Source organism: Bacteroides sp. A1C1, from assembly GCF_004328515.1.
Taxonomy (GTDB): domain Bacteria; phylum Bacteroidota; class Bacteroidia; order Bacteroidales; family Bacteroidaceae; genus Bacteroides; species Bacteroides uniformis.
In genome coordinates, this window is record NZ_CP036491.1 from 31,505 (window position 1) to 55,873 (window position 24,369).

Annotated in this window: 27 protein-coding genes; 9 read left to right on the top strand and 18 right to left on the bottom strand. The window is 44.5% G+C overall.

Features of this window, described 5'->3' with window-relative positions; translation table 11 throughout:
- Positions 1-34 precede the first annotated feature (34 nt).
- The 15 genes from EYA81_RS00165 to EYA81_RS00230 form a co-directional block, all read right to left on the bottom strand.
- Positions 35-379, bottom strand: coding sequence for a hypothetical protein (locus EYA81_RS00165; RefSeq protein WP_117652841.1), 345 nt, complete (start codon positions 377-379; stop codon positions 35-37).
- A 95-nt stretch (positions 380-474) separates the two neighbouring features.
- Positions 475-963: a hypothetical protein gene (locus tag EYA81_RS00170; protein ID WP_119957919.1), complete on the bottom strand. Its 489-nt coding sequence runs from the start codon at positions 961-963 to the stop codon at positions 475-477.
- A 568-nt stretch (positions 964-1,531) separates the two neighbouring features.
- Positions 1,532-1,915, bottom strand: coding sequence for a hypothetical protein (locus tag EYA81_RS00175; RefSeq protein WP_131225239.1), 384 nt, complete (start codon positions 1,913-1,915; stop codon positions 1,532-1,534).
- A gap of 253 nt (positions 1,916-2,168) precedes the next feature.
- Positions 2,169-2,696: a phage antirepressor N-terminal domain-containing protein gene (locus EYA81_RS00180; protein ID WP_131225240.1), complete on the bottom strand. Its 528-nt coding sequence runs from the start codon at positions 2,694-2,696 to the stop codon at positions 2,169-2,171.
- A 37-nt stretch (positions 2,697-2,733) separates the two neighbouring features.
- Entirely contained in the window at positions 2,734-3,144 is a 411-nt protein-coding gene (locus EYA81_RS00185; protein WP_242672404.1) for a phage antirepressor N-terminal domain-containing protein, read from the bottom strand.
- A gap of 39 nt (positions 3,145-3,183) precedes the next feature.
- Positions 3,184-3,306 carry a hypothetical protein gene (locus tag EYA81_RS19775; RefSeq protein ID WP_255425191.1) on the bottom strand — a complete coding sequence of 41 codons (123 nt, stop codon included), beginning with the start codon at positions 3,304-3,306 and terminating at the stop codon, positions 3,184-3,186.
- 29 nt (positions 3,307-3,335) lie between these two features.
- Entirely contained in the window at positions 3,336-7,394 is a 4,059-nt protein-coding gene (gene dnaG / locus EYA81_RS00190) for a DNA primase (RefSeq protein ID WP_131225241.1), read from the bottom strand.
- Positions 7,391-7,816 (bottom strand): XRE family transcriptional regulator, encoded by a 426-nt coding sequence (locus EYA81_RS00195; protein ID WP_233534024.1) that lies wholly within the window; start codon positions 7,814-7,816, stop codon positions 7,391-7,393. Before EYA81_RS00195 ends, dnaG begins: the two co-directional genes overlap by 4 nt.
- A complete protein-coding gene (locus EYA81_RS00200; RefSeq protein WP_119957877.1) occupies positions 7,752-8,024 on the bottom strand; it encodes a hypothetical protein in 273 nt (90 codons plus the stop codon). Before EYA81_RS00200 ends, EYA81_RS00195 begins: the two co-directional genes overlap by 65 nt.
- A gap of 47 nt (positions 8,025-8,071) precedes the next feature.
- Positions 8,072-8,431: a hypothetical protein gene (locus EYA81_RS00205; protein ID WP_131225243.1), complete on the bottom strand. Its 360-nt coding sequence runs from the start codon at positions 8,429-8,431 to the stop codon at positions 8,072-8,074.
- A gap of 25 nt (positions 8,432-8,456) precedes the next feature.
- The gene (locus EYA81_RS00210) at positions 8,457-8,690 is read right to left on the bottom strand and encodes a hypothetical protein (RefSeq protein ID WP_131225244.1); all 234 of its coding nucleotides are present in this window, start codon (positions 8,688-8,690) and stop codon (positions 8,457-8,459) included.
- Between the two features lie 5 nt (positions 8,691-8,695).
- Complete coding sequence (locus tag EYA81_RS00215) at positions 8,696-9,037, bottom strand: hypothetical protein (protein ID WP_131225245.1); 342 nt, start codon at positions 9,035-9,037, stop codon at positions 8,696-8,698.
- A 189-nt stretch (positions 9,038-9,226) separates the two neighbouring features.
- A complete protein-coding gene (locus EYA81_RS00220; RefSeq protein ID WP_119961561.1) occupies positions 9,227-9,571 on the bottom strand; it encodes a hypothetical protein in 345 nt (114 codons plus the stop codon).
- A gap of 12 nt (positions 9,572-9,583) precedes the next feature.
- On the bottom strand, positions 9,584-9,883 hold the full coding sequence (locus EYA81_RS00225) for a hypothetical protein (RefSeq protein ID WP_119961560.1): 300 nt from the start codon (positions 9,881-9,883) through the stop codon (positions 9,584-9,586).
- Positions 9,884-10,062: 179 nt separating this feature from the next.
- Positions 10,063-10,626, bottom strand: coding sequence for a response regulator transcription factor (locus tag EYA81_RS00230; protein WP_119961559.1), 564 nt, complete (start codon positions 10,624-10,626; stop codon positions 10,063-10,065).
- A 90-nt stretch (positions 10,627-10,716) separates the two neighbouring features.
- On the opposite strand from EYA81_RS00230, the gene EYA81_RS19780 reads away from it, so the two are divergent.
- From EYA81_RS19780 to EYA81_RS00245, 3 genes are all read left to right on the top strand, one after another.
- Positions 10,717-10,839, top strand: coding sequence for a hypothetical protein (locus tag EYA81_RS19780; protein WP_255425192.1), 123 nt, complete (start codon positions 10,717-10,719; stop codon positions 10,837-10,839).
- Positions 10,840-11,184: 345 nt separating this feature from the next.
- Positions 11,185-11,541: a helix-turn-helix domain-containing protein gene (locus EYA81_RS00240; protein ID WP_230391780.1), complete on the top strand. Its 357-nt coding sequence runs from the start codon at positions 11,185-11,187 to the stop codon at positions 11,539-11,541.
- Positions 11,541-11,840, top strand: a complete 300-nt coding sequence (locus EYA81_RS00245) for a hypothetical protein (RefSeq protein ID WP_117599702.1) — start codon at positions 11,541-11,543, stop codon at positions 11,838-11,840. The genes EYA81_RS00240 and EYA81_RS00245 overlap by 1 nt, the downstream gene beginning before the upstream one ends.
- A 156-nt stretch (positions 11,841-11,996) precedes the next feature.
- Here the strand turns inward: EYA81_RS00245 and EYA81_RS00250 are convergent, their stop codons facing one another.
- Together EYA81_RS00250 and EYA81_RS00255 are read right to left on the bottom strand one after the other, a co-directional pair.
- Positions 11,997-12,962: a PAS domain-containing sensor histidine kinase gene (locus EYA81_RS00250; protein ID WP_117964577.1), complete on the bottom strand. Its 966-nt coding sequence runs from the start codon at positions 12,960-12,962 to the stop codon at positions 11,997-11,999.
- Positions 12,959-14,332, bottom strand: a complete 1,374-nt coding sequence (locus EYA81_RS00255) for a sigma-54 dependent transcriptional regulator (protein WP_117964576.1) — start codon at positions 14,330-14,332, stop codon at positions 12,959-12,961. The genes EYA81_RS00250 and EYA81_RS00255 overlap by 4 nt, the downstream gene beginning before the upstream one ends.
- 218 nt (positions 14,333-14,550) lie before the next feature.
- On the opposite strand from EYA81_RS00255, the gene EYA81_RS00260 reads away from it, so the two are divergent.
- The 6 genes from EYA81_RS00260 (at position 14,551) to EYA81_RS00285 (ending at position 23,459) form a co-directional block, all read left to right on the top strand.
- Positions 14,551-16,038, top strand: a complete 1,488-nt coding sequence (locus EYA81_RS00260; RefSeq protein ID WP_009038402.1) for a TolC family protein — start codon at positions 14,551-14,553, stop codon at positions 16,036-16,038.
- A 169-nt stretch (positions 16,039-16,207) separates the two neighbouring features.
- Positions 16,208-17,458 (top strand): efflux RND transporter periplasmic adaptor subunit, encoded by a 1,251-nt coding sequence (locus tag EYA81_RS00265; protein ID WP_117964575.1) that lies wholly within the window; start codon positions 16,208-16,210, stop codon positions 17,456-17,458.
- A gap of 11 nt (positions 17,459-17,469) precedes the next feature.
- Positions 17,470-17,835: an ABC transporter permease gene (locus tag EYA81_RS00270; RefSeq protein ID WP_117599707.1), complete on the top strand. Its 366-nt coding sequence runs from the start codon at positions 17,470-17,472 to the stop codon at positions 17,833-17,835.
- 19 nt (positions 17,836-17,854) lie between these two features.
- A complete protein-coding gene (locus EYA81_RS00275; protein WP_131225246.1) occupies positions 17,855-20,254 on the top strand; it encodes an ABC transporter permease in 2,400 nt (799 codons plus the stop codon).
- Between the two features lie 37 nt (positions 20,255-20,291).
- Complete coding sequence (locus tag EYA81_RS00280; RefSeq protein ID WP_117974604.1) at positions 20,292-20,966, top strand: ABC transporter ATP-binding protein; 675 nt, start codon at positions 20,292-20,294, stop codon at positions 20,964-20,966.
- Between the two features lie 180 nt (positions 20,967-21,146).
- The gene (locus EYA81_RS00285; protein WP_227187046.1) at positions 21,147-23,459 is read left to right on the top strand and encodes an ABC transporter permease; all 2,313 of its coding nucleotides are present in this window, start codon (positions 21,147-21,149) and stop codon (positions 23,457-23,459) included.
- Here the strand turns inward: EYA81_RS00285 and EYA81_RS00290 are convergent.
- On the bottom strand, positions 23,430-24,116 hold the full coding sequence (locus tag EYA81_RS00290) for a hypothetical protein (protein ID WP_117599711.1): 687 nt from the start codon (positions 24,114-24,116) through the stop codon (positions 23,430-23,432). The genes EYA81_RS00285 and EYA81_RS00290 overlap by 30 nt on opposite strands.
- Positions 24,117-24,369: the final 253 nt, after the last annotated feature.

The following is a 24,369-nucleotide window of genomic DNA, read 5'->3' on the forward strand; positions in this document are numbered from 1 at the left end:
AAGATAGGCAGCCTGCAGAAAGGGGTGAAGGACGCTACAATAGCGGGGAACTGAGCATTTTGCATTCAATTTTCAGAGTCGCCGAATTCAGATTGGGCGATATCGAGACAATGGCGGGTATTTTTTTGTCCCCGATCCGGAAACTCCGGTGCCTGGTGTCAGTGAACTCGACAATGCAGAACCTGCCTGCCAGGAAGTCTTTCATCACTCCGGATGGAGGAAGGCTTATGCTTATATCTTTATTGCAATTGAAACAGCGGCCCGCCTCTGAAGATTCCGGTACCGGAGTAAACTCAAACTCATCGGCCATGAACCGATAGACATCCTGGCGCATGTTACTCACCGGATAGACTTTAATCTGAATGGAAAGTTCTTTCATATTAGGATATTTATTTGTAATTCAACAAGTTCGCCATACATAGGACATTTTGTCCGCCATTTTGGGACAAAACGCATAGTTCGGTCGGTGATTTTTTAGCCGTTTTTTAACTTCTTTTTATATTCGCGGCGTTTTTTCCGCTTGCGGATGTTCTCCCGCCACCGATAGAAGTTCTTCAGCAACGCATCCTCACTGATGCTGTCTATGCAATACGCACATAGGAAATTGTGAACGATATCGAGATTGTTCAACTCATGCCCGTTCAAGTCGTTCTCGTCCATTGCCGTATGAAGTTCCCGGTTGAACATCCTGCGTATTTCCGTTTCTATGATTTTGGCCGACCGTGGAGACAGATAGTTGTATATTTCCGGATCCTTACCGATACGCCTCTCCGGGAGTATGATAGTCAGATTACCGTCATCTATGGGAGACTGGTTCTGATGACGCCGCGACATCAGCGTCCATATCACATGGTACAAGTCCGTATTGTCAGGAATACGGAAAGGTTCATCCGCACCGTTGTTGTACTTTCCACGCAGATATTCAGCCAGGTAAGGTGTAATTGAAATACTCGTCGTAATCATGCTCATTTCCTTAAAAAAATTTTTTGAAACCGTTTTTGTTTATTTTTGCTTCCAACTGTCCTACAGTCCAACAGCATTATTAAAGTTACTGATTATTATTTAGTTATACAAATTTACTATAAAGAAAATACTGTTGGAGGACGTCCAACACGTCCAACAAGCCGCATTTTTTGCCGTTTTTGTTGGACGGAGCCAGTTGGATGGTTGAAAAATGGCAATCCAACACGTCCAACAGCGTCCAACAAGACAGCGCCATTGTAGTATATATATATGATTAAATAGAAAATATATACTACTATACAACAGAGAGTTACATTTTAAAATTCTTTCTCTTGTTGGACTGTTGGACTGTTGGACGCCTCTTTTGAAATATTTTCTTTTCAAAACTCCCTCTATATTGCTTGTCTTTTTATTCCAGGGGGTCCGGGGGATGGAGTAGGGAAGTATCATAAGATACCAGGAGGATGAAACCGAACGAAATGTCCGTAAATCGGAATATAAAAAAGCATTTATTCCCGATGGGGCGGCCACCGGGAATAAAGCATAAAGTTGATGTGAAAGGTGCAAGTCAAGAAAAGTATGCCGGAAGTACCATGGCATCCGGATAACGGTTGATGAACGAAAGCATGTTCCGCTCACGTTTCCGTTCCCGGCACCTCTTATGGTAAGCACGTTTCTCCCGGTATCGTTCCAGCAAATCGACCAGCAAGTGCTCATAGTCTTCAGCACCGACCGTATAGTAGATGCCACTGATATTGAACACACCGGTGATGGCAACACCGTTCTTACGGCGCTTGCCAAGAATACGGATGGAGAAACCTTGCAAATCAATTCCCATACTGTGGAAATACTCGTAAGGGGTGAGTGTGGAGATGTTGATGCCCGTTTCGTGGGCGGACGTTCCGAAACTGTTGTGAGCAGTGATGGAAACTTTTGCATTGTTGTTAGACATGACAATAAGTTTTTTAAATGAAAGTATCCGTGCCTTTCCCGTTGTCTAACACATCTCACAAATGCTGTGGGCGCATTAACGCTCCACACGGGGGTACACGGATACCATATATGGTACACAATATGTCCGGGCATAAAAAATGCCTGCACCGAAAATGCAAGCTTGCTGCCCGCATTTGTGAGAATATGTATGTTAGACATTGCAAACATAGCGATTATTTTTGAATAGTGCGGCATTCTGCCCGGATTATTTTTTAGAAATCTATTTTCAATTGCCTACTCTCAATATCGTAATCATTCATTGTCAATGAACGCAATTGTTTTAGTTTGGCCTCGGCCTCCGAAAGTATATTCTTTGCAGTGCGAAAGTGTTCTTTGGCATCATCTACAATCGAAAGTTGGCGGTCTATCTCAATTTGCTTTTGTTCTACAAATTGGGCACGGGCGGTGAAATGCAGGAACAGGGCATGATAACATTCGTGCTGGTATTTTATTAACGTAGGTTTTGCATCTTCGTTTACATTGGCCGGATTTATTGTAAAAAGCCAACCGAAGATAAATTCCAATGGAAGGCACAACATTTCTCGCTGTTTTCCATCGGCGGCAACCATTACCCTCAGGGTAACAGTTGAAGAGAGAATCGGATGTTCTTTTATCTTGGTCGTCTGTCTCTCGTAAGCAATGCCCAACGCCTCGCAGATAGGGCGGATGGGTACCATTTGTTCGTCACTCGTAGATACTATATCTACATTGTTCACTCTTGCAATAATCTTTGTTTCCATAATCTGTTCGTTTTAAAAGTTGGCAATCTTTTGGTTCTTATTCTCCGGTGACCTTTTCCGTTTCCCTGGTCATTTCTTCAGCTGTGAACGGTAGATTCAACTGGCGGTTGTTCGCCCTCCAGTCCTCGATGGTGAGCTTCATCACCTGATTCAGTTCAGACTTTGCCTCATTCATCAGTTTCTGTGCATCCTTGAAGCGGCGCTGGCACTCCTGGTACTCGGTCACTTTCTTCTCCATGACCTCCTGTTTCTGTTTGAGGAAGGTTTGCGGCTCGGTGAAGTGCTCGAACAATGCTTTGTAGCACTCCGTCTGATAACGCAGGACGGCCTCTCTGGCATTTTCGCTGACTTTGAACGTGTCGATGGAGAAGAGCCAGCCAAAGATGTACATGTAGGGAATGGCATACATATCATACGTCTTTCCATCCTTTCCAGTTGCGTGTATCATACACGCAACTGGACCGAGTATTTCATTCCGTTCGATGCGTTATTTTTGGCCGTTTGCATCAATGCCCAGTGCCTCGCATATCGGTCGGATGGGCACCAGTTGTTCGTCACTCGTAGAGACGATGTCCACATTGTTCACTCTCGTAATAATTTTTGTTTCCATAACTCGTTTTTTAAAGTTTATAATAAAAATCAGAACTTCAGCTCTTGGGGGGCACCGATTGCTCCAATAGGATCATTGTCGGGATTAGCGTCAACACGGGATTCTTCCGAACCGCGTTGCAAATCAATGCTATATAATTCTCTGAAAATTTCGTAGTTGATAGCTATGCAACTGGAATTGGTACACTTCTTCTCAACTTTACGCACCATGTCATTGTTGAGCTTTACCGGAATTCCGGTTTCATTGGGAGTATCTTCCTCGAAACCGCCGCGTGGTACCTCCACGACTTCATACCAGTTGAACCGGCGTGCATGGACAAAGCCCAGGTAACTGGGATGGGAGCGGAGGTTCTGCTCGATGGTCGACTGCGTTGAGTCTTCCTGATTATAAGAAGAACGTGCGTACTGCGTATAGATGGTACTGACGCGTAGGAATAACACACGGGTTCCTGCAGGAATAGGAACCTCCTTTTTTTCTCCTCCGGGCAGCTTGATGGTGATTCGTTCCGGTGTATCAATGGCGAAGTCCCTGCCTTCTCTGATAGCCTTGGTATCAATCATCACATCCATAGCCTTGAAGAATGTGGCCAGCTTATCCGTCTTGGAAATCAGTTCCACCTGAAATTTGATTTTATCGCAGGCTATTTTAAAAAACTCCTCATAGGTGAACGGTAATTTCAATTCTGTATAATCCTCAATCAGTCTGCATGTCGCCAGAAACAATGATGCAGTCTTCATGAGGCGGTCAATCTCACCGGCATTTATCAGCGCCTGCTTCAATTCATCATAGGATTTCTGCTTCAGTGCCCGGAAATGCTGCATTACCAGCGAACGCAGCTGAAGGACTTCAAAGAGGACATTCGACAACCCGATTTTGGCCGGATCCTCTATATCCTTGAGTTTGTTGAAAAGCTCCACTTCCTCTTGGGTTCGGTTTTTCGGTTTGGGGACTTCGCAGACTATAATACGTGACATGAGTGCATTGTCATCACGTTGGGGAGTTTCCTGGCCGCAAATGACAACCGGCGCGTACACCTTGTCGTTTTCTATCTCCTTGCCGGATGTGCCTTTACGCTTCTGTCTTCCATCGCCATCATATACTATTCCTTTAAGTGCCTGGAACTTTATATCTGATATATCCTTATTGTTGTATTCATCAAGGACAACCGGAACATCCCGGAAAGTGCTCATCAATGTGGACATGGCGGCATCGGTACCGATGTTCAGGTTGAAAATCGGTATCTTGGGAGATATGAATAGGGAACGGATGGATATCGCAATCTGTGTTTTTCCGGATGACATCGGTCCCATAAAGAATGGCGCTGTAAACAAACGGTCTATGCAGTGTATATTGCTTCGGAAAGCGCACATGATGGCAAAGAGAATGGCCCATTTCCCGTTGTCGTTGATTTTATATACACGGTCCATCAGTGAGGCCCATTCGTCGAAAGTGCAACGTTTGTCTATAGGGATTTCCTTATAGACAAGCTGTGAAATAAGTTCGTACTTGTCGGACTGCTTGCCGGAACCGGCATATATGGTGGAGAATGCCGGCAGATAATAATTCCGGCCATTGTGAGTGACCACTCCAAGCTCATTTACCGCATCAAATCTCGGTATTCCGTCAACAACATGGAAGATGCCGTTGGCGAAGGCAAAAAACTGCTGGTCTTCCCGTCGGGAAAAACCGTCTTCTTGCTGGTTCCCGTATGTGGAAACCTCTGTGCAAGTAACATAATGTCTGCTCATATATTCACGTATTTTAGTCCAATGTTTCTCTTCACCATTGGTGAAGTTGACTGCTTCCAGCATAATCAGCTTCTCCTCAATAGTGCTTTTCTTGGCCAGGATTTTGGAATTCACCTCAATGTAAAGCGGTGTCTTGTAATAACGGCGGTTTATTCTAAGGACACGCTTGTTTTCCTCGTCGTTGTCCGAGTAAATATGCAAAAGTGGAATCATATAGAAATCACCTACCATGGTATGGCCGGACTTCTCATTCTTGAAAAGGTAGCATACCGGTTCCCCCTGCTTGTTTAACTTCGGATAGTAATTGCATTGCTGGAACATCTGCAGATATTCCGGATTGTCCTGGACATAACGGGGAAGTTCGTCCGGGTCATAATTCTCTTCAGTATAGTCATCGTCCGTCCGTTGTGCATTGATGGCCATGCGTGACTTGCGTTTGGCCAGATAGGGCTTGAGTATTTCATTCAGGGCTTGCTTGGTCAGACCCAGGCAATTCTGAAAGTAGGTAAAGTTGATGATGCGTACCGAATCTTCCGCGTAGCTGATTATTTCGGCACAACGTTCGATATAGGGAGCACGCTCGCCATTATAGGTCTTAAAAAAAGATTTGTGCAGGAATACATAGAATTTCGCGAAATTGAAAGTCTCGATGATATCGTTTGCCTCCCCGTCCATATTTTCCTCGTCGTCACTTCCTTCCTCATCATTATCATCCTGGACATCCCGTTCGACCGTTATGGTGATATTGGAGAGCCCGGCACGGAAAATGGCGGATAATCCGGCAAGGTAACCGGATTCCGTACCGTCCTTTGCAATGGTAAGGCCATCGCTGTCAGAGGTGAACATCTGGCTTGCCTGACGCAACTGCTGTATGTCGTTCATTCCAGGAATGCCATGGACGTATGCTATGGGGGCATCTCCATACAAGGTGAGGAACTCCTGATAATTCGATGTCAGGATGCAAGGCTCATTCCCGCTACGTGCCTCCGCAATCATATCGATACCATATATACCGGGAGCCATCTTGTCTTTCTCCTTGATGGAAGCTGTCTTCCGCTGCCGCAAGATGGAATTCACTTTCCGCTGGATGACTTCCGTGTTGCTGCCGAAAATCCCGGCCATTATCTCTATGCACTTGAGAAGAAGCGTTTCCGAAGGGATGACAGATATGAGGGTTGAAAGCCGTTGCATTGCCTCTTCCTCTCTGTTTGGGTCGGTTCCGGGATTCTTGCCTCGTAAGGAGATGGCAAAATATTGAAGGAAATTCTGTTCCCGGTTTGCAAGCCATTTTCCGGTTTCAAGTTTCTGCTCCTGGGCAATATTATCAGGATCTTTCCCTTCAGGAAGCGGAACTGCACTGACCTGGAAACCCGCACGCAGGAAAGCCTCACAGTTGGCCAGTGACGCTTTCAGCCCGGCTGCATCCGCATCATATACAAGTATCACGCGATGGGTGAACCGGCCAAGCAGCTGTATCTGTTCCGGAGTCAGTGCAGTTCCGCTGGTGGCAACGGTATTGCAGACACCGAACTTGTGCATGGACATGGCATCGAACTGGCCTTCGACTATATACGCACAATCATACCTTGCAATGGCAGTACGTGCCTGGTACAGACCGAAAAGGTGAGTGCCTTTCTTGAACAACGGCGTGTCCCCGGTATTGACGTACTTGCCGGTGTTTTCCTGCGGGGTCAGCCAGCGTCCGGTATATCCGTTTATGTTGCCCTTGATGTCAAAATAGGGAAACATGATGCGGTCCTTGAAAGTGTCGAAGGTGAAGTTCTTCTCGCTTCTCTTCAGGATGTCCGTCTCAAGCAGCTTCTGTTCGGAAAATCCGGCTGCAAGCATCTCCTTTTTAGCCAGGTTGCCTGCCGGGGCATATCCAATTCTGAAATCCTTCAAGACTTTGTCATCCAGGCTGAACCCTCTGTCATGCAGATAAAGTTGCGCCTCCGGAAGATGCTTCTCGAAAAAGAATGCGGCGCCTTTCATCGCTATACGCTGCGCTTCACGTTCTTTTACCCTGGCCGTTTCCTCGTCGGACATCACCCGTTCAGGGAGAGAGATTCCCGCACGGCCAGCCAGCCAGGTGACAGCCTCGTTGAATGACATGTTCTCATGATCCTGGACAAACTGGATGACATCCCCTCCCTTGCCGCAGACGAAACACCTGTATGTCTGTCTTGACGGACTGACGGTCATCGACGGATGCCGGTCTGGATGAAACGGGCAGATCCCTATATAATTGATACCTCTCTTGTGAAGGGATACAAACTGGCCAATCACGTCCGTAATCTCGTTGGCATCCTTTATTCTCTGTTTTAATTCGTCATCAATCATTGTTCTTCAAATATGCAAAGTTGACGCGCTGCGAATGCCTCCTCCAGTGTTATGCCGAAATACTTCGACAACGCGATATATTCTTCTTGGTTTATATTTTTTCGGCCATAGAAAATATCCCACCAGCGCATCTGGTTGATGCCTACCTCCTGGTAGAAGGCACGGTTGGGCATGAAATTTTCCGGATGCCGGAATTTCAGTCGGAGAATCTCCTGCACCAGATTCCGCTTGACTGTTTGTCCCACTACAATATGCTTCCGGTGCATATATAACTGTACAGCCAATGCGGATCTTCCCAAATGCTCCGCCATTTGTTCCAATGTTTTCTTATTGACATTTTCCCGGACGTATCTGTCCTCATCGGGTTGCCATCTTCCATTGTTCATAGCTTTCTTTCCTCCATATCTGTGTATAGTCTTCATTGAATTCGTATTCAGAGTGCCCGGTAATATAGCAGCAACAGAATTTGATAAATAGTTCCTGCTGCTCCGGTATGACCGAGCCCCCGATATCATAGTAATGCATGACCTTGAGCTTGTCGAGGGCACTATATACCCTCGTCTCAAACTCAAGAAAAGCGTCGACGCCAAGCTTCTCCAAGAAACGGTCTATCCAATCAAGATTTTCCATTCTATATTTCAATAGGCTTTCCATATCATCAAGGACGTTATCCGCTCCTACAGTTCCCGCGTTTCCTTCAGGCTCCCAATGAACAAGTTCATCAGTCTCGCATATAGTCCGGAAGCTTCCTTCAGATTATCCGGATTCTTGCCGGTAAGATGCACCTTCATATTATCCTTGGAGTAGTCATGGCATATAGCCAAGTGCAGCTCCCGGTTCCGGTCATCAACTACCGAGACCTTCACTTCCTCCACCACACTCCCCAGTTCTGAGGCATCCAACCACAAATATGACTTTTCATCTGTCTTCAGATGGCAGTACCGATGTACCTTGCCACCTTTACGAATTAACTCCACTTCGACGATTGTCGCTACTTGATTGGTACGCAGGATGCGTACCTTCTGACCTTTCTTCATTGACCTGATTCTTGTTATTAGATTGTTATAACTCTTTAAATTCCTGCTCCATCCGGCACTTTCTTACGTAAAGTCCATCAATAATGTACTGGGTACAATACTTGGGAAGGGGGATGGCAATAATGTCACGAGTACCCCTATCGGCATCGCGATACACACAACATTCCCTGCTGCTTTTTAGAATTGACTCAAGAAGAGAATTACACTTTTCAATCTCTTCCTTAATGGCTTTGGCCCTTTCAAATGATTCATTTTCCATAATATTCAAAAATAATGGTGTGATGTACATAGGGGTGGGAATTGTTGCTTGGTAGAATACCCCATCAGCTCCAGGTTAAAGATGTCCTCTCCGATTTCTTTCCACGCCGAATATACACCATACATACATTCACGCGCATAGAAAGGCGGCTTGTAGGGGTCGCATACACAGATTATCTGCACATGTGATTTTCTGTTGTATGATACCAGCTTCGTTCTGGAACTGTCGAATAAATCTCCAACGACATGTTGGCCAGGGCGGATATTGTAACAGTAACTGTTGTCCTGATACACGTCAAGGGTCTCCCAAAGATATGTCGGGAAATCTGTCATTTTCAAATCTCTCATATTACCGCATATTAGATAAACAACCAATTGCAAATCCTATTATCCCAATATTTATCATCAAGACGATAATATCAAAGAGAAAGAGAATTCGGTAAGATCCGGATGCTTTCCGCATTGCCCAGACACATAGTATCAAGACTGCCACTATCACAATTAGTGATATCCACAAAAAAACAATCACATTACTCATCACTGTCCTATTTTTGCAAATTGATCTATCTTATCTGCCAAGGTATAATAGCCCATCACCTTTTCATAGGATATGATGCAGACAATGCTGTCGCTGTCATGCTCCACAAGAATAGTCCACTGTCCACCCTTGGCATTCTCATATACCTCGAGCCGAACCGGACGGCTGCGTGGGTATTTCTCATTCATAACCTTAATCTGGTGCTCGATGTCACACTTCAGTGCATCCAAAGAACATTCGTCAGCAATCAGATGTCGGTCAAACTGTTGCACGTATATCTGTAATGCCCTGCCTTTTTTGTTGACACTGGCATAAGTCTTGATGTTGTCTATAAAGTATCTCATAGCATTCAGATCTTATGTATTTACCAAGTATTGCTCCATAAGTTCGGGGATATCTTCTATCATCTTCAGCATGCACTCATGCGGTGCATCGAGAAATGAAATAACAAGGATACTAAGGTCCTGGTCTATCTGCCGAACTTCGTCTACCTGCAGGTAGTCCAGCGCATCAACGGCATCGACGAAAGGAAGATGGCTCTTGAGTGCAAAGCCACAGTTACATATTACTCTGCCCGAAGCCGTCGGACGTGGAATCCATATCCTGAACTGTCCGTCAGGAGTGGAAATGGAGGAAAAACCTTTGTTATTATTCATATCTTCTGTTTATTAAGTTAGTAAATCATCGTCTCATATAGGGGAATCGAACCCCAGTCGCGGCAAATCTTAAGTATACCGCTACCATTTGAATGCAGTATGAGGGGCCGGACTATCTTCGCAGACCGCCACAGCCATAGAATACACATTAAACACAGATGGCACACCTCACGGTGGGCTTATTTCATTTGATTCCGATGCCAGTAGGAAATCATCTCACCCACATTGCGAACCTTGATTTTTGCCTTGATATTCTCCCGATGGCGGTTAACCGTACAAGGCGAGATATGTAGCTCTGCCGCAATTTCATCAGTTTGGCAGTTGGAGGCAATGAGCCGGAATACATCCATCTCGCGATCGGTCAGTGCTGTATCAAGCTCCGGTCTGCATATCACCCCTTCATGTTCACATTCACCCCGTAACGGGCATTTGACCTCCTCGAATACAAACTGTCCATCCTTGTTAATGTCAAGATTGTACTGGTCATACTCTCCGAAATTGCATCGGATGAAACGATGAACTACCCGGAATTCATAATGCCAACGATTCATCGTGCTGGCTGAATAGAGCTGCATCAGCCGGGCATGTGCTTTCGGATATCTGTCCCTGATGACAGCAAGCATGTGTTCGATAGTCGGGCGGTCAGCCTCCTTGAGAACAACAGCCGGCTGCCCGAACTCTTTCATCATCACATCACCTTCAGGGGTGTTGTAGAATTCAATATTGGAGATAAATGCTACCATATAATTTGAGTTGCTACACGTCCTTTTCTAATTTCATACCCAACACCTAACAAAGCTCTTTCATATTCAGGTTTTAAATGTCTGCTACTTATGAGGTATCTTGTTTTTCCGCTGCGTACCGCCGCCTCTACTCCAGACATTATACGTTTGAACTCTTTGGGTATCGTTTCCATCATCTTCTCATGTGCAGAAATCATTTGCTTGGATTTTTAATTTTGTTGAATTATGAAAATGTTCTCATATAGTTCTCTTTCCAAAGGTTTGAAGGAGTCTTTTCTTAATTTGTCATAGAATGTAATCAATGACATACCGCTTCTTTTTAGGAACTCGTTACGGAGCTTCAGTCTTGTGGCTTTTTCCATTTGGTCGTAATGGTTCTTAGGTACCATTTTTGATGTTTTTTCGTTCATAATCTTAAATATTACAATTCTTATTCTGAAATTTATAATGCAAATATAGAAATGAATTTTCAATATATGAAATTTATAATTGAATATTTTGAAATTTTGTTTCAAAACAAGTTATAACATATTGATAATCAATAGATATATTTGAGATATGAAAAAGAAAAGTGAATTTCCAATACACCCAGTCATAGATAAGATACGTAAAATCATATCAGATAGAGGTTTAACACAAGGTGCTGCTGCTGAATATGCAGGTACGTCTGCTTCTCAATTCAGTAAAATATTAAGCGGTGAGGTGCAGTTGAGTTTATGGCAACTTTCAAAATTTGCAAGTGCCTTGAATATGGATATAGTAGATGTTTTCACTTATCCACAGAAGTACACCTCTGACGGAAAGACATCCGAAGATGTAGAAGCTATTCTTCAGATAAAATTAAAAAAAGATCGGAAAGACCAAGTGCTTAAATTGGTTTTTGGTGATAACAACTTAGAAATACTAAATAAGTAATGAGAACAATAGAAATATTTTCTGTTTACAAAATTGATAGTTTCATAAAGAAATGGCGTAAGGCATTCCCAACTTTATCTATTCAGAAGGTGGATGAACCAACCTCTAATTGTTATGTACTATTTAAATATGATACTAATAAAACTATGAGATTTCCTTTTGAAGCTATACATGGAGCACATAAAGGGTTCATAGAAGGTTGGATAAAGGAATGCAATCCCCAGAAAATACTTCAGCCAGAAGAGCTTGAACATGAATTGCGAAAAATAGAAAAAGAAAATAATGATGATATACACTAATAGACAATAATAGAAGAATATACAGTTATACAGTTTTATACGCAACGGATTGTCAGCATCTTATTGTCAGTAGTGAAATTCCCGCTACCCCGACAGAAATTAAATAAGCTACTGATTTTTTCAGTAGCTTATTTTTGTATATACCCTCTTTTCCATTTATCCAAATAGCAACGTAAAGCAACTCCCTTTTCCCACAGCAGACTGCACCGTAATATTGCCGCCATGCCGATTCATCACTTGTTTACATAAACTGAGCCCGATGCCTGAGCCGGAAGGCTTGGTGGTGAAGAACGGTACAAAAATCTTATCCTGCACTTCCGGTAAGATACCTTCGCCATTGTCGCTGACAGTAATAAGGCATTGCCACGAGAGGGCGGGTAGCATCTTCACTTCTATCAGGGGATGTTCCTTCCTGCTACATGCTTCTTTGGCGTTTTTAATCAGATTAATCAGTACTTGTTCTATCTGTGTCCGGTCTATTTGGAGTATGCGGTCGGTCTCCGGAAGCTCTATCCGGATATACTCTTCCGAAAACAGCTTCTGCAAATCCTGCAGCAATTCGTGGACAGCAACCGGACGACGAACGGGGGCGGGAAGTCTTGTCAGCTTCCGGTAATTCTCCACAAACTCCAGCAAACCCTTGCTACGACGGTGGATAGTCTGCATTCCCTGCCGCATGACGGGGTAGTTCTTTTCCGACACTTCCCGTTCGCTCAAGGTCTCGGAGAGGGAGATGATAGGAGTAATCGAATTCATTATTTCGTGCGTCAGCACACGTATCAGCTTTTGCCACGCTTCCATCTCATTGCGTTCCAGCACGCGGGTACGGAAATTCCTCATCGCTTCTGAAAGCTCATCCACCATATCCTCCATAGACCGGTTCTTGTAGGGAGAACGGAACGACAGCATCATGTCGTCATAGCGCAGGCTCTCTGCCAGATGGCGCATCATACGCACTTGCATCATCTGCAGGCGGTACAGATGAACGGCAATCGCCAGCAATATCAAAAAAGCCATCAGCGTACTGAACCACAGTCCGGCATCCACCAGCAGATAAACGCCGACCGAAAGGAAGGCTATGCCGATGATGTGCAGTGCCACAATCAATGAATATCGTTTCATAAGCCCAGTTTTTCAAGTTTCCGGTACAAGGCGAAGCGGGTAATGCCCAAGTATTCGGCGGCACGGGTCACATTTCCTTCACTGAGCCGCATGGCACGTTCCACAGCCTGCCGTTCCAATTGCTCCAAGTTGAGGACTTCTTCTTCCTTCTTCTGACGGGAAACAGAAGCTTGGAACATGAAGTTTTCCGGACGAAGCAAAGAGCCGCCTCCCAGTATCACGGCACGTTCCATGGTATGCTGCAACTCACGTACATTACCCGGCCAGGCATATTTCAGCAACTTGTTTTTCGCCTCGCGGGTCAGCCCGCGCATCTCTTTCTGATATTTGCGGGCATACCGTTGCAGGAAATACTCTGCCAGCAAGAGGATGTCGTTTCCGCGTTCCCGCAGAGGGGGGATATGGAGTTCGATGGTGTTGATGCGATACAGCAGGTCTTGGCGGAAGTCTCCTTCGTCCACCAGTCGACGGATGTCTGCATTGGTGGCGCAGATGAGCCGCACATCAATGGGCGTAGCCTGCGTACTTCCCAAACGACTGATACAACGCTTTTCGATGGCAGTCAGCAGTTTGGCCTGCATGGGCAGGGAAAGGTTACCTATTTCATCCAGAAAAAGCGTACCGCCGGTTGCCACTTCCATACGTCCGGCTTTCGCCTTCCGTGCATCGGTGAATGCGCCTTTCTCGTAGCCGAACAACTCGCTTTCGAACAACTGTTCGGGAATACTGCCGAGGTCTATCGTAACAAACGGCTTTCCATAGCGGGGAGAATTGCGGTAAAGCAGGCGGGCAATCACATCCTTTCCGGTTCCATTCTCACCCAATATAAGTATGTTGGCATCCGTATCGCGCAACTTCTCCACAGTAGAGAAGACTTGCTGCATGACAGGAGAATCACCGATAATAATCTCTTCGGAGCCTCCTGCTGTGACATTGCTCAGAACTTCCACCTGCTCTTTCAGCAGATTTATCTCGGTCCGCGAACGACGCAGCTTCATGCCCGAAGAAAGGGTGGCCAGCAACTTCTCCTTCTCCCACGGCTTGGGAATGAAATCCGTAGCCCCCGCTTTGATGGCACGCACCGCCTTGTCCGTATCCGCGTAGGCAGTCATGAAGATGACCACTGCTTGCGGGTCGATACTCAGAATCTGCTTCAAGCTGTCGAAACCTTCCTGACCACTGATGGCATCACGGCTGAAATTCATATCCAGCAGAATAATGTCCGGACGGAAAGTGGTCATAAAATGCTCGATGCGGTCGGGAGTCACTGCCACTTTTATCTTCTCGGCGTAGGGTTCGAGAAGAAGGTTCAGTGCAAAAAGGACATCCTCGTTATCATCTACAATCAATATTTTACCAAACTGCTCCATATCTGTTTTCTTTTCGTGCAGGCAAGGCCTACACAATCCCACATCTCTTGTATGGGCAAAGATAAGTATAATATCCATGTGTTGTGCGTGCATTATCGCACTATTTTTGTGCGCAACTGCACACGTTTGGAAAGCTTCGAACCACAACAAACACTTATAATACAATAACTTATACTTATGGCATAGAATTTGAACTTTATAGAGTAAAGAAAACAACTATGCACCGGAATATATTTTTATTGCTTATTACATTCAGTCTGATGTCGAGTGCCGTTGCCCAAGAGCACACGCTGGAGCTGACTTTGGAAGAAACCATCGAGCAGGCCCGCCAGCAGTCGCCCGACGCCCAAAATGCCCGCCATAGCTTCCGTTCCGCTTATTGGAACTACAAATACTACTGTGCCAACTACCTGCCGACGCTCAAGCTTACTTCCAATCCCTATCTGGACCGTGCCATCAACAAAGTGACCCAAAGCGATGGCAACGTCAAGTTCATAGAGCAGAACCTGCTGAGCACTGACCTGACACTGAGTCTGACACAAAACGTGCCGTGGACCGGAGGAACCTTTTTCATTGAAACGGCTGCGCAGCGTCTCGACCTTTTCAGCAGTGACACCTATTCCTGGCAGACTTCACCCGTCAACATCGGATACAGCCAGTCCTTGTTTGGCTACAACAGCCTGAAGTGGGATCGGCGCATCGAACCTATCCGTTATCGCGAAGCCAAGAAAACCTACGTAGAAACCCTTGAACTTGTTGCCGCCAATGCCACAGAGAAGTTCTTCAACCTGGCCAAAGCACAAAGCAACTACGAAATAGCCAACGCCAACTACGCCAATGCAGACACCTTATATATATATGCGCAAGGACGATATAACATCGGCACCATCAGCGAAAACGAAATGTTGCAACTCGAACTCAACAAACTGACCGAAGAAACCAACTGCATGAATGCCCGCATCGAAGTGGAAAACTGCATGCAGGAACTCCGTTCCTACCTCGGCATCCAAGAAGACCTCCTTATAAAGGTGAGAATAGACAACCGCGTGCCCGACCTGCACATCGACCTGGATGCCGCACTGATGCTTGCCAACGAAAACAGTCCGGAGATACAGAACATGCTGCGCCGCAAGGTGGAAAGCGAGAGTGCCGTGTCTCGCGCCAAGGCCAATGCCGGACTGAAAGCAGACATCTACCTGCGCTTCGGCTTGACGCAAACTGCCGACAAGCTGAAAGATGCCTACCGGAATCCACTGGACCAGCAGTACGTCAGCCTGGGCATTACCCTCCCAATCCTGGACTGGGGGCGCGGAAGGGGACAAGTACGCGTGGCCCGTTCCAACCGAGACCTTGTCTACACGCAGGTAGAGCAAGACAAGACGGATTTCGACTTGAACGTACGGAAACTCGTGAAGCAATTCAACCTGCAGGCACAACGGGTAAACATAGCCGCCCGCACGGACCATACAGCCCAACGACGCGCCGAAGTAGCCCGAAAACTCTATCTGCTCGGAAAGTCCTCGGTACTCGACCTCAATGCATCCATCACGGAAAAAGATACGGCCCGGAGAAGCTATATAACGGCTTTGTACAACTATTGGAGTCTGTACTATACACTGAGAAGCATCACGCTATATGACTTTGAAAAAGAGAGGCCACTGGCAGAAGACTTGGAAAGGGTTACTAATGAAGAATCTATACAATAATAGAATCGTGGAATAGTTTTAGTAAAAGCTGGCCGGAGATTTACTAAAACTCCGGTGACGATTTACTAAATCTCCGGTGAAGTTTTAGTAAAACTCGGAACCCTTATTCAGAAGTACTTCTGAAGGGAGTATCTGAAAAGTAAAAAAAGAGTATATAAAATATTGCATTATGGATATAAAACTTGAAAAGAAACCCTGGTACATCCGTTACCGCTACTATCTGGCGGGAGGCGTTGCCTTCCTTACCTTCCTGATTTATGTAGTCACCCTTTCGCTGGGTCCCAGCAAACTGCGCATCGAGCAAGACAACATACAGATAGCCGAAGTCAAGAACGGCAAATTTATGGAATATGTAGATGTGGAGGGAGTGATTCAGCCCATCCTTACCATCAAGGTCAATGCACGTGAAGCCGGAAGCGTGGAACGCATCATAGGAGAGGAGGGGAGCCTGCTCCGGCAAGGAGACACCATCCTCGTCATGGAAAACCCCGACCTGCTGCGCAGTATCGAAGACCAGCGCGACGACTGGGAAAAGCAGCTTATCACCTACCGCGAAAAAGAGATTGAAATGGAGCAGAAAAGCCTGAACCTGCAACAACAAGCCCTGCAGACCGATTATGACCTCAACCGCCTGCGCAAGAGTTTTGCCCTTGACAAGGAGGAGTACCGCATGGGCATCAAGAGCAAGGCGCAGCTCGAAGTTTCCGAGGACGAATACAACTATAAAGTGAAAAATGCCCATCTTCAAAGGGAAAGCCTTCGTCATGACTCTGCCGTCACCGTCATCCGCAAAGACCTCATCAGGAACGACCGTGAACGGGAACGGAAGAAGTATGAACGCGCCTGCGAACGGCTCGGCAACCTGGTGGTGAAAGCTCCCGTCGCCGGCCAGCTCAGTTTTGTCAAGGTGACTCCGGGACAGCAGGTCGCTTCCGGTGAAAGCATTGCGGAAATCAAGGTGCTGGACCAATATAAAGTGCATACTTCCCTGAGCGAATACTACATCGACCGCATTATCACCGGATTGCCTGCCACCATCAATTATCAGGGAAGAAAATACCCGTTGCGCATCACGAAAGTGGTTCCCGAAGTCAAAGACCGCACGTTCGACGTAGACCTCGTCTTCACCGGTGACATGCCCGACAACGTACGTGTAGGCAAAAGCTTCCGGGTACAGATAGAACTCGGCCAGCCGGAGGAGGCGCTCGTCATTCCGCGCGGCAACTTCTACCAGAGTACCGGAGGACAATGGATTTACAAACTGAACGCCGCAAAGACAAAAGCCGTGCGCGTGCCGCTTGGCATCGGTCGCCAAAATCCGCAACAATACGAGATTACGGAAGGTTTGCAGCCCGGAGATTGGGTAATTACAACGGGATATGATACCTTTGGCGAGGCGGAAGAATTGATAATGAAATAAAACGACGCACTATGAGACAAATAATCTTAGCCGTCATTTCTTTGTTCGGCATCTTCTCCATATCTTCTTCCACCATCCGGCAAAGAAGGAAGGAGATAGCAGTACGCAAGATTATGGGAGCTAATGTCAATAAAATAATCGGCATGTTCTTCCGCGAATATTTATGGATGGCCTACATCGCAGCGATTGTGGCCTTTCCTTGCACATACGCGGTGATGCATCATTGGCTGGAACAATATGCCTACCACATATCTATTGGCATGGATTTATTCATTGTTTGGTTGGGAATTGTTATAATCATGGTGCTCTTCACGATATTGCAGCAAGTCGTTCAGGCAGCACGGCAGAATCCGGCGGAAGTAATCAAAAGCGAATAATACAATAATAAATACTATTATGATAAGACATTATATTAAAACAGCATTCAGAAACCTATTAAAGTACAAGGCACAGAATATCATCTCTATCATCGGACTGTCGGTAGGCATACTTTGTTTTAGTATCTGCCTATATTGCAGCCGCTATATAAATTCTACCAACAAGTGCTTTACCCACTGGGAACGCATTGCAGACATAAACCTATACACTCCAGCAGAAGAACCTTATTTCGGAACTCCCGCTACGTTGTTTGAGAGTCTGCGCCAATTGCAATTCCAAGAAGTAGAAGCATTTACTTTTGTTGCCTATCCCCACCCACGTAGCTACAATGTGGAAACTATCGACAAGGAAGAACTGCCTTACGAAGATTTATATGCTATGGAAGTAGATACAACCTACCATAGCGTGTTCACCCCGGAAATATTACAAGGTTCATGGACTGTAGCATCGCAAACTCCCAATGCCGTGATACTGACCCGCTCTCTGGCACACAAAATATTTGGTCTCGGAGAGAATCCGATAGGAAAGCGAATGACCTTAGCACAACGGCTTTTCTCTTCACCTGATACCACACCACGAACAGGAGGTACCATCTATACCATACAAGCGATAATAGAAGATATTCCATTGAATACCAGCCTTAGCTTTCTCCAAAAGATTGATATGTTAATCTTGAACGACAGCGAAGGACTTATACAATTCGACGGACGAGACAGTATGACCGGTGGACTTACTTTTGCTCTTCTTCGTCCGGGCAAAACATCCGCGCAACTTGAAGCAAGTTTCCGTGCAATGGACTTGAAGCACACAATATTCAATGAGAAAAATACCGTATCAGCCTCGAATTTCGGAAAACTTTTTCGGGAGAAATCCGTTGCCCCTTACTTTGCCGGAATCACATTCATTGTCGGCCTTTTGATTCTACTGACTGGTCTACTCAACTTTTTTCATTTTTTGACGGGGAGTTATCTGAACCGTTCGCACGAGTTCGGCATTCGTAAAGTGAATGGAAGTAATGGCAACCAACTATTTTGGTTACTTTTTACCCAAGCCATTATCATTTCGTTCATAACCTTCTTATTGACTTTCTGTCTGATAGAAATATTTAACCCCTACCTTTCATTCTCTTTATTTGATTTCACATTAGTCATTGAACGGGACCTATTATTGATACAGACAACAGAATATATGGCAGGCATTATTTTACTATGCTTATTACTCTGCTTGTTTACCGTATGGAGGATGAAGCATGCCTCCATCCAGTCAAGTATTTACAAAAACAAATCCAAACGCCACAAACAGAAGATACGAAATTGTCTTTTGGGTATCCAGTTTTTCATCTGTTGGTTATTCATAGTCTTTACAGTCGCTTTATATTTGCAGGCTGACAAGACCGGTTCCACACTGTTCAACACACTGACAGAAAAAGAAAAGTCCGAAATCATCAGTATTCCTATGGATTACCGTTTTCTAAAAAATGACGAAAAGCTTGCTCTCATAGAGCGCATCAGTCAACATCCGGATATAAAAGATAAAATACTGACAGAAATTAATTATCTGAAAGGTATTTCGGGAACAAGCATGCAGACAGAAAAAGATAACCGGGAAAGTAGCCTTGAAGTCAATATAATGAATGTTCCTAATAACTTTTTCGAATTTATGAATATCCCTATTCTCTCCGGGCATGCCCTGAAGACAAATAGTGACATGGTAGCAGACCGTAAATTGGCAAAACGTATGAAGAAGGATTTACTGGGAACCACCTTGTACAATTATCAAGACAGCTACACGGTATGCGGCATTTGCTCCGATTTTGTAGCCGACACTTACAATCAGAGCCAGGGCTTCGTCTTTCTGCCTTGTGATTTCAAATATTATGTAGGTCATTGCTATTTGAAGTGTGTACCCGGAAAAGCAGAAGAAGTAAAGACTTACGTTAAGAAAATGCTGGAAGAGAATCTTCCACCGAGTATACAATTACACATTTCGACCTTACTGGAAGACATTCACCAAGCACAAGCCATCGAGAACAACATGAAAGGGATAATCTTATTCTTCTCATTTGTCAGCCTTATAATCACTTTATTAGGTGTTTATTCGGCAATCACACTGGATACGGAACGCAGACAAAAGGAAGTGGCAATCCGTAAAGTAAATGGTGCGGGATTGAAACAGATTATCATATTGTTTGCCCGTACGTATATTTATCAGCTTGTACTCTCAGCAGCGCTAGCATTTCCTTTATGTTATGCCATACTGCAGTTATGGAAAAACATGTATATCGTATTCTTTAATGACGGCCCGCTATTTTGGATTTCAATCTTCATAATCGTAGCTGTCATTACTACTCTGACTATTATTTTCCGCATTCTGAAAATAGCAAGGACAAATCCGGCAGAAGTCATTAAAAACGAATAAGAAATGAAATATTTATAAACCATAAAAACCAAGCATTATGATTAAGACAGTAAATCTACAAAAGATTTTCAAGACCGAGGAAGTACAGACTCTGGCTTTGAACGACGTAAACATGGAAGTGAAAGAAGGGGAGTTTGTCGCTATCATGGGACCTTCGGGCTGCGGAAAATCCACCTTACTAAATATCCTCGGTCTGTTGGACAATCCTACATCCGGAGAATATTATTTGAATGGGACGGAAGTATCCAAATATACAGAAGCCCAACGTACCAACTTGCGCAAAGGAGTCATCGGCTTTGTATTCCAAAGCTTCAACCTGATTGATGAGCTGAATGTATACGAGAACATCGAACTGCCGCTACTCTACATGGGCATTCCTGCCGCCGAACGCAAGCGCCGGGTAGAAACCGCCATGGAACGTATGGCAATCATGCACCGCAGTAAGCATTTTCCGCAACAGTTGTCCGGCGGACAACAACAGCGTGTCGCTATCGCACGTGCAGTTGTATCAAATCCTAAGCTGATACTTGCCGATGAGCCTACCGGTAACCTCGATTCAAAGAATGGAAAAGAAGTGATGGAACTGCTGAGTGAGCTGAATAAAGAAGGTACCACAATTGTTATGGTGACACACTCACAGCATGATGCCGGTTTTGCCGGACGCATCATCAATCTGTTTGACGGACAAGTGGTGACAGAAGCCAATTTGTGATAACCCCTGTTTCATTTATGAGTTGACAATGTACGATTGATGCCACTTTTGAATTTACTAAGTGCCTGTCAGCAAGCGGGCGTTTGGCAATACAAATTTCAGTCGTACATCGTCAACCTATAGATTTCCCGAACCTTTTATATACATGATATGAATTCTTACCTTTCCTTAAAATTAGTCATGAGAAGCTGGAAACGCAATAAACTGTTTGTTGCCATTTCCCTTGTCAGTCTGGTCGTCGGTATTGCCTGCACCACTTTGTTGATGGCATTTGTAATACACGAATATAACGTTGAGAACAATAATCCCAACAAAAATCGTATTCTGCGTTTAGTCCAGACTCTACCTTTTGCCCAACAGGCAGTGGAAGGTACATTCATATACGGTGGAACTGTTCCTCAAATAGTATCTCAGTTTCCGGAAATAGAGTCTTACTTACGTACGCAAACATTCAAGAATGTAAGGGTAAAGATTGAAGGACAAGAATTTCAAAGCTGGAGCTTGGTAGCAGCAGATTCAACATTAACGGCTTTTTTCCCTTTCCATAATATAGTAGGGGATGTTCAAGACGCATTACTGAAACCAGGAGACATAGCTGTAAGTGAACTGTTTGCCAAGAAATGTTTCGGTACAACAGATTGTATAGGAAAAAATGTAGATATACTATTGAGCGAAATAGGTATCAGACGCATCGTTGCCGTATTCAGCCAACCGGAGCAAAGCATGATGCAGACAGACATACTCCTACCATTGGAAGCTACCGAAAGCTCTGATTGTATGCTATTGCTGAAAGAAGGTACGGATATAAAGAAATTCCGCCAACGTTTCGGAGAAACAGAACTGCCCACTTTGTTGGGAAACGGACATCTTCGTACCCAAACATTGCAAGAATCTTATTTCGACGCTACGGTAAAAGACAGTAATCAAGTTATCAAACATCAGCAGAGCACCTTATTGGGTGTAGGGCTGTTGTCCGCATTACTGATTCTATTCATCGGTTGTTTCAACTTTATAAATCTGAGTTTCTCCCGTTTGTTGCGTCAAGTGCACATGCTTCACATTGAATCCATAATGGGAGCCACAAGATCACAAATGCGCCAACAACTGTTCTTGGATACTTTTCTGATGGTTCTTGTCGCTTTCCTTTTATCTTTATTGTTGATGAATGACTTATTGCCTGCATTTAATCATATGGTTTCTGCCAAACTGACAATGGAATATTTGTTCTCATGGCAAGTGTTCCCTCTTATCTTGTTGTTTATCATAATATTGTCTGTCATACCGGCAAGTTATATGAGTCATAGGTTGCATTCCATATCCGAAACTAATTACCGTCATTTCTTTACCGGACGCAAAAAACGTTTCATTGTGGCCTTATTGGTAACCATACAATTCATCATCTCCATTGGCTTGATGAGTACATTCATGATTATCCGTTCACAGATGTATCTGATTAAGCAGGAAGAAAAGCACTATGAGAATATTATTAATGTATATACAGATGCCAATGCACAACCGACGCTAAAGACCCGGATAGATGAGGTGAAGAATATAGAAGGGGTAGAAGCGGTAATAACCTCCAATACCGGAATATATCCGATGAGTTTAGGAATCCCGGGCAAGGATGATTCCGGTGACAATCTGCTCATGTTGGAATTATACGAGGATTGTCCGGAATTCCTAACAATGCATCATATTGAACTGCAAGACTCCCTGCAAATATTCCATCTAATGTCCCGTACTCCACAACCTGCACTAATCAATGAAACATTCGTGGATTTATTGGTGCCCGAAGGAGAAAATCCTATCGGACAGCCCATTTCCAAGTATGTACACGAAAGAGAAGAACTTACAAAAGGTACAATTATCGGTATAGTAAAGGATTTCAAAAAGTACTCCATGACAGACCAAGTGGCTCCCTTACGAATACTCCTTTATGATACTCCACAAGATAATTTCTCAACTCTAGTTATAAAGGTAAAAGCCGGATATAAAGATAAAGTCATTAATTGCCTAAGAGAATCATACGAAAAGAAAAATCCAGGCATTCCTTTGAAATATGATGATATGTATCAGAAATTTATGTCCTACAATCAGGACATAACACACTTCTCGCATATCTTATTCATGTACGCCTGTGTCAGTATATTCCTTACTCTTTTCGGATTATTTGGCATCACACATTATGCCGTCTCACAGCGTAAACGTGAAATAAGCATCCGTAAAATTCACGGTGCATCCGCCCGTCAGATTCTATGGCTTATCAATTATCCGTTCCTTAGCTATGTAGGCATCGCATTCGTCGTAGCCGTCCCTGTCATTTATCTCTTTATGACATATTGGCTACAGCAATTTGCATACCATGCCACTCCAAACGCCTTTCACTTTCTGCTACCCTTGCTTTTTACTATAGGCATCACCTGCTTTACGATATGCCTGAATGGATATCGGGTAGCTGTCACCTCATTTCATCCGCGCCGCAATAGCCAGTAATACCCCAAGCACCACACCCAATATCGCAGCAAACAGCACCCGCATTTCTCCTGGCAGGAGGAATGTAATGGTGTGTGCCGGATACCAGAAAAAGGGAATTGTTTTCTTGAAGACAAAATTCCATTGTGCATCCCAATTCAGATGCGTAATGATGCGGGTCATCGGGATAGGGGTGAGGAGGCTGCGAAGAGAGCCGCCCCAATCCAGAATATGTGTATCCGTAATCTTATGGAATGTCATGAATACCGGAGCAAATATAGTGTTCATGGCAACTGAAATAGCAAAAGCTATCCATAATTTATCAAAGCAAAACTCCCCGTTTATGATAGCAGCGGCATTTGCCATTCCCATATATTCCATAAATTGCGGTACACCTTTGGAGAAGATAATCATGGCCGCGTTGATTCCCATTCCCAACAGTCCCCACACTACGGCACGCGGCAGTACACCAAATCCTTTTCGGTTATAGACTCCGGCACTGATACGAAGCCCCAGCATCTCACCCAGTGTAGCAAGAATTCCGAATTTAATGAAACTCATTACCATTCCATGTGCAGCGTTGAAAGACTTATACCAATCGTAAACGGGTTCACTCACAAAGAATGGCAGGAATATTATCACCAGAACAAAAATAAAGAGGAAGTCTTGCTTTTTCATACAAAAGTCATGTTTTTCATAAATAATGTGGCAAACATACTAAAATTATTCTGATTTAAAAGCAAATAAGCAAATAAAAGGTGTTTTGCCAAACAGAACAAAGTGTTTCCCTTAACCGAACAGTCTGTTTCATTAAAGGGAACACTTTGTTTCCCTTAAAAGAACATTTCGTTTCATCATATAAAAACACTTTGTTTTCTGTAGCTAAAACAAAGTGTTCAGCACTGTGAACTAACGAATTATCCCTATCAGC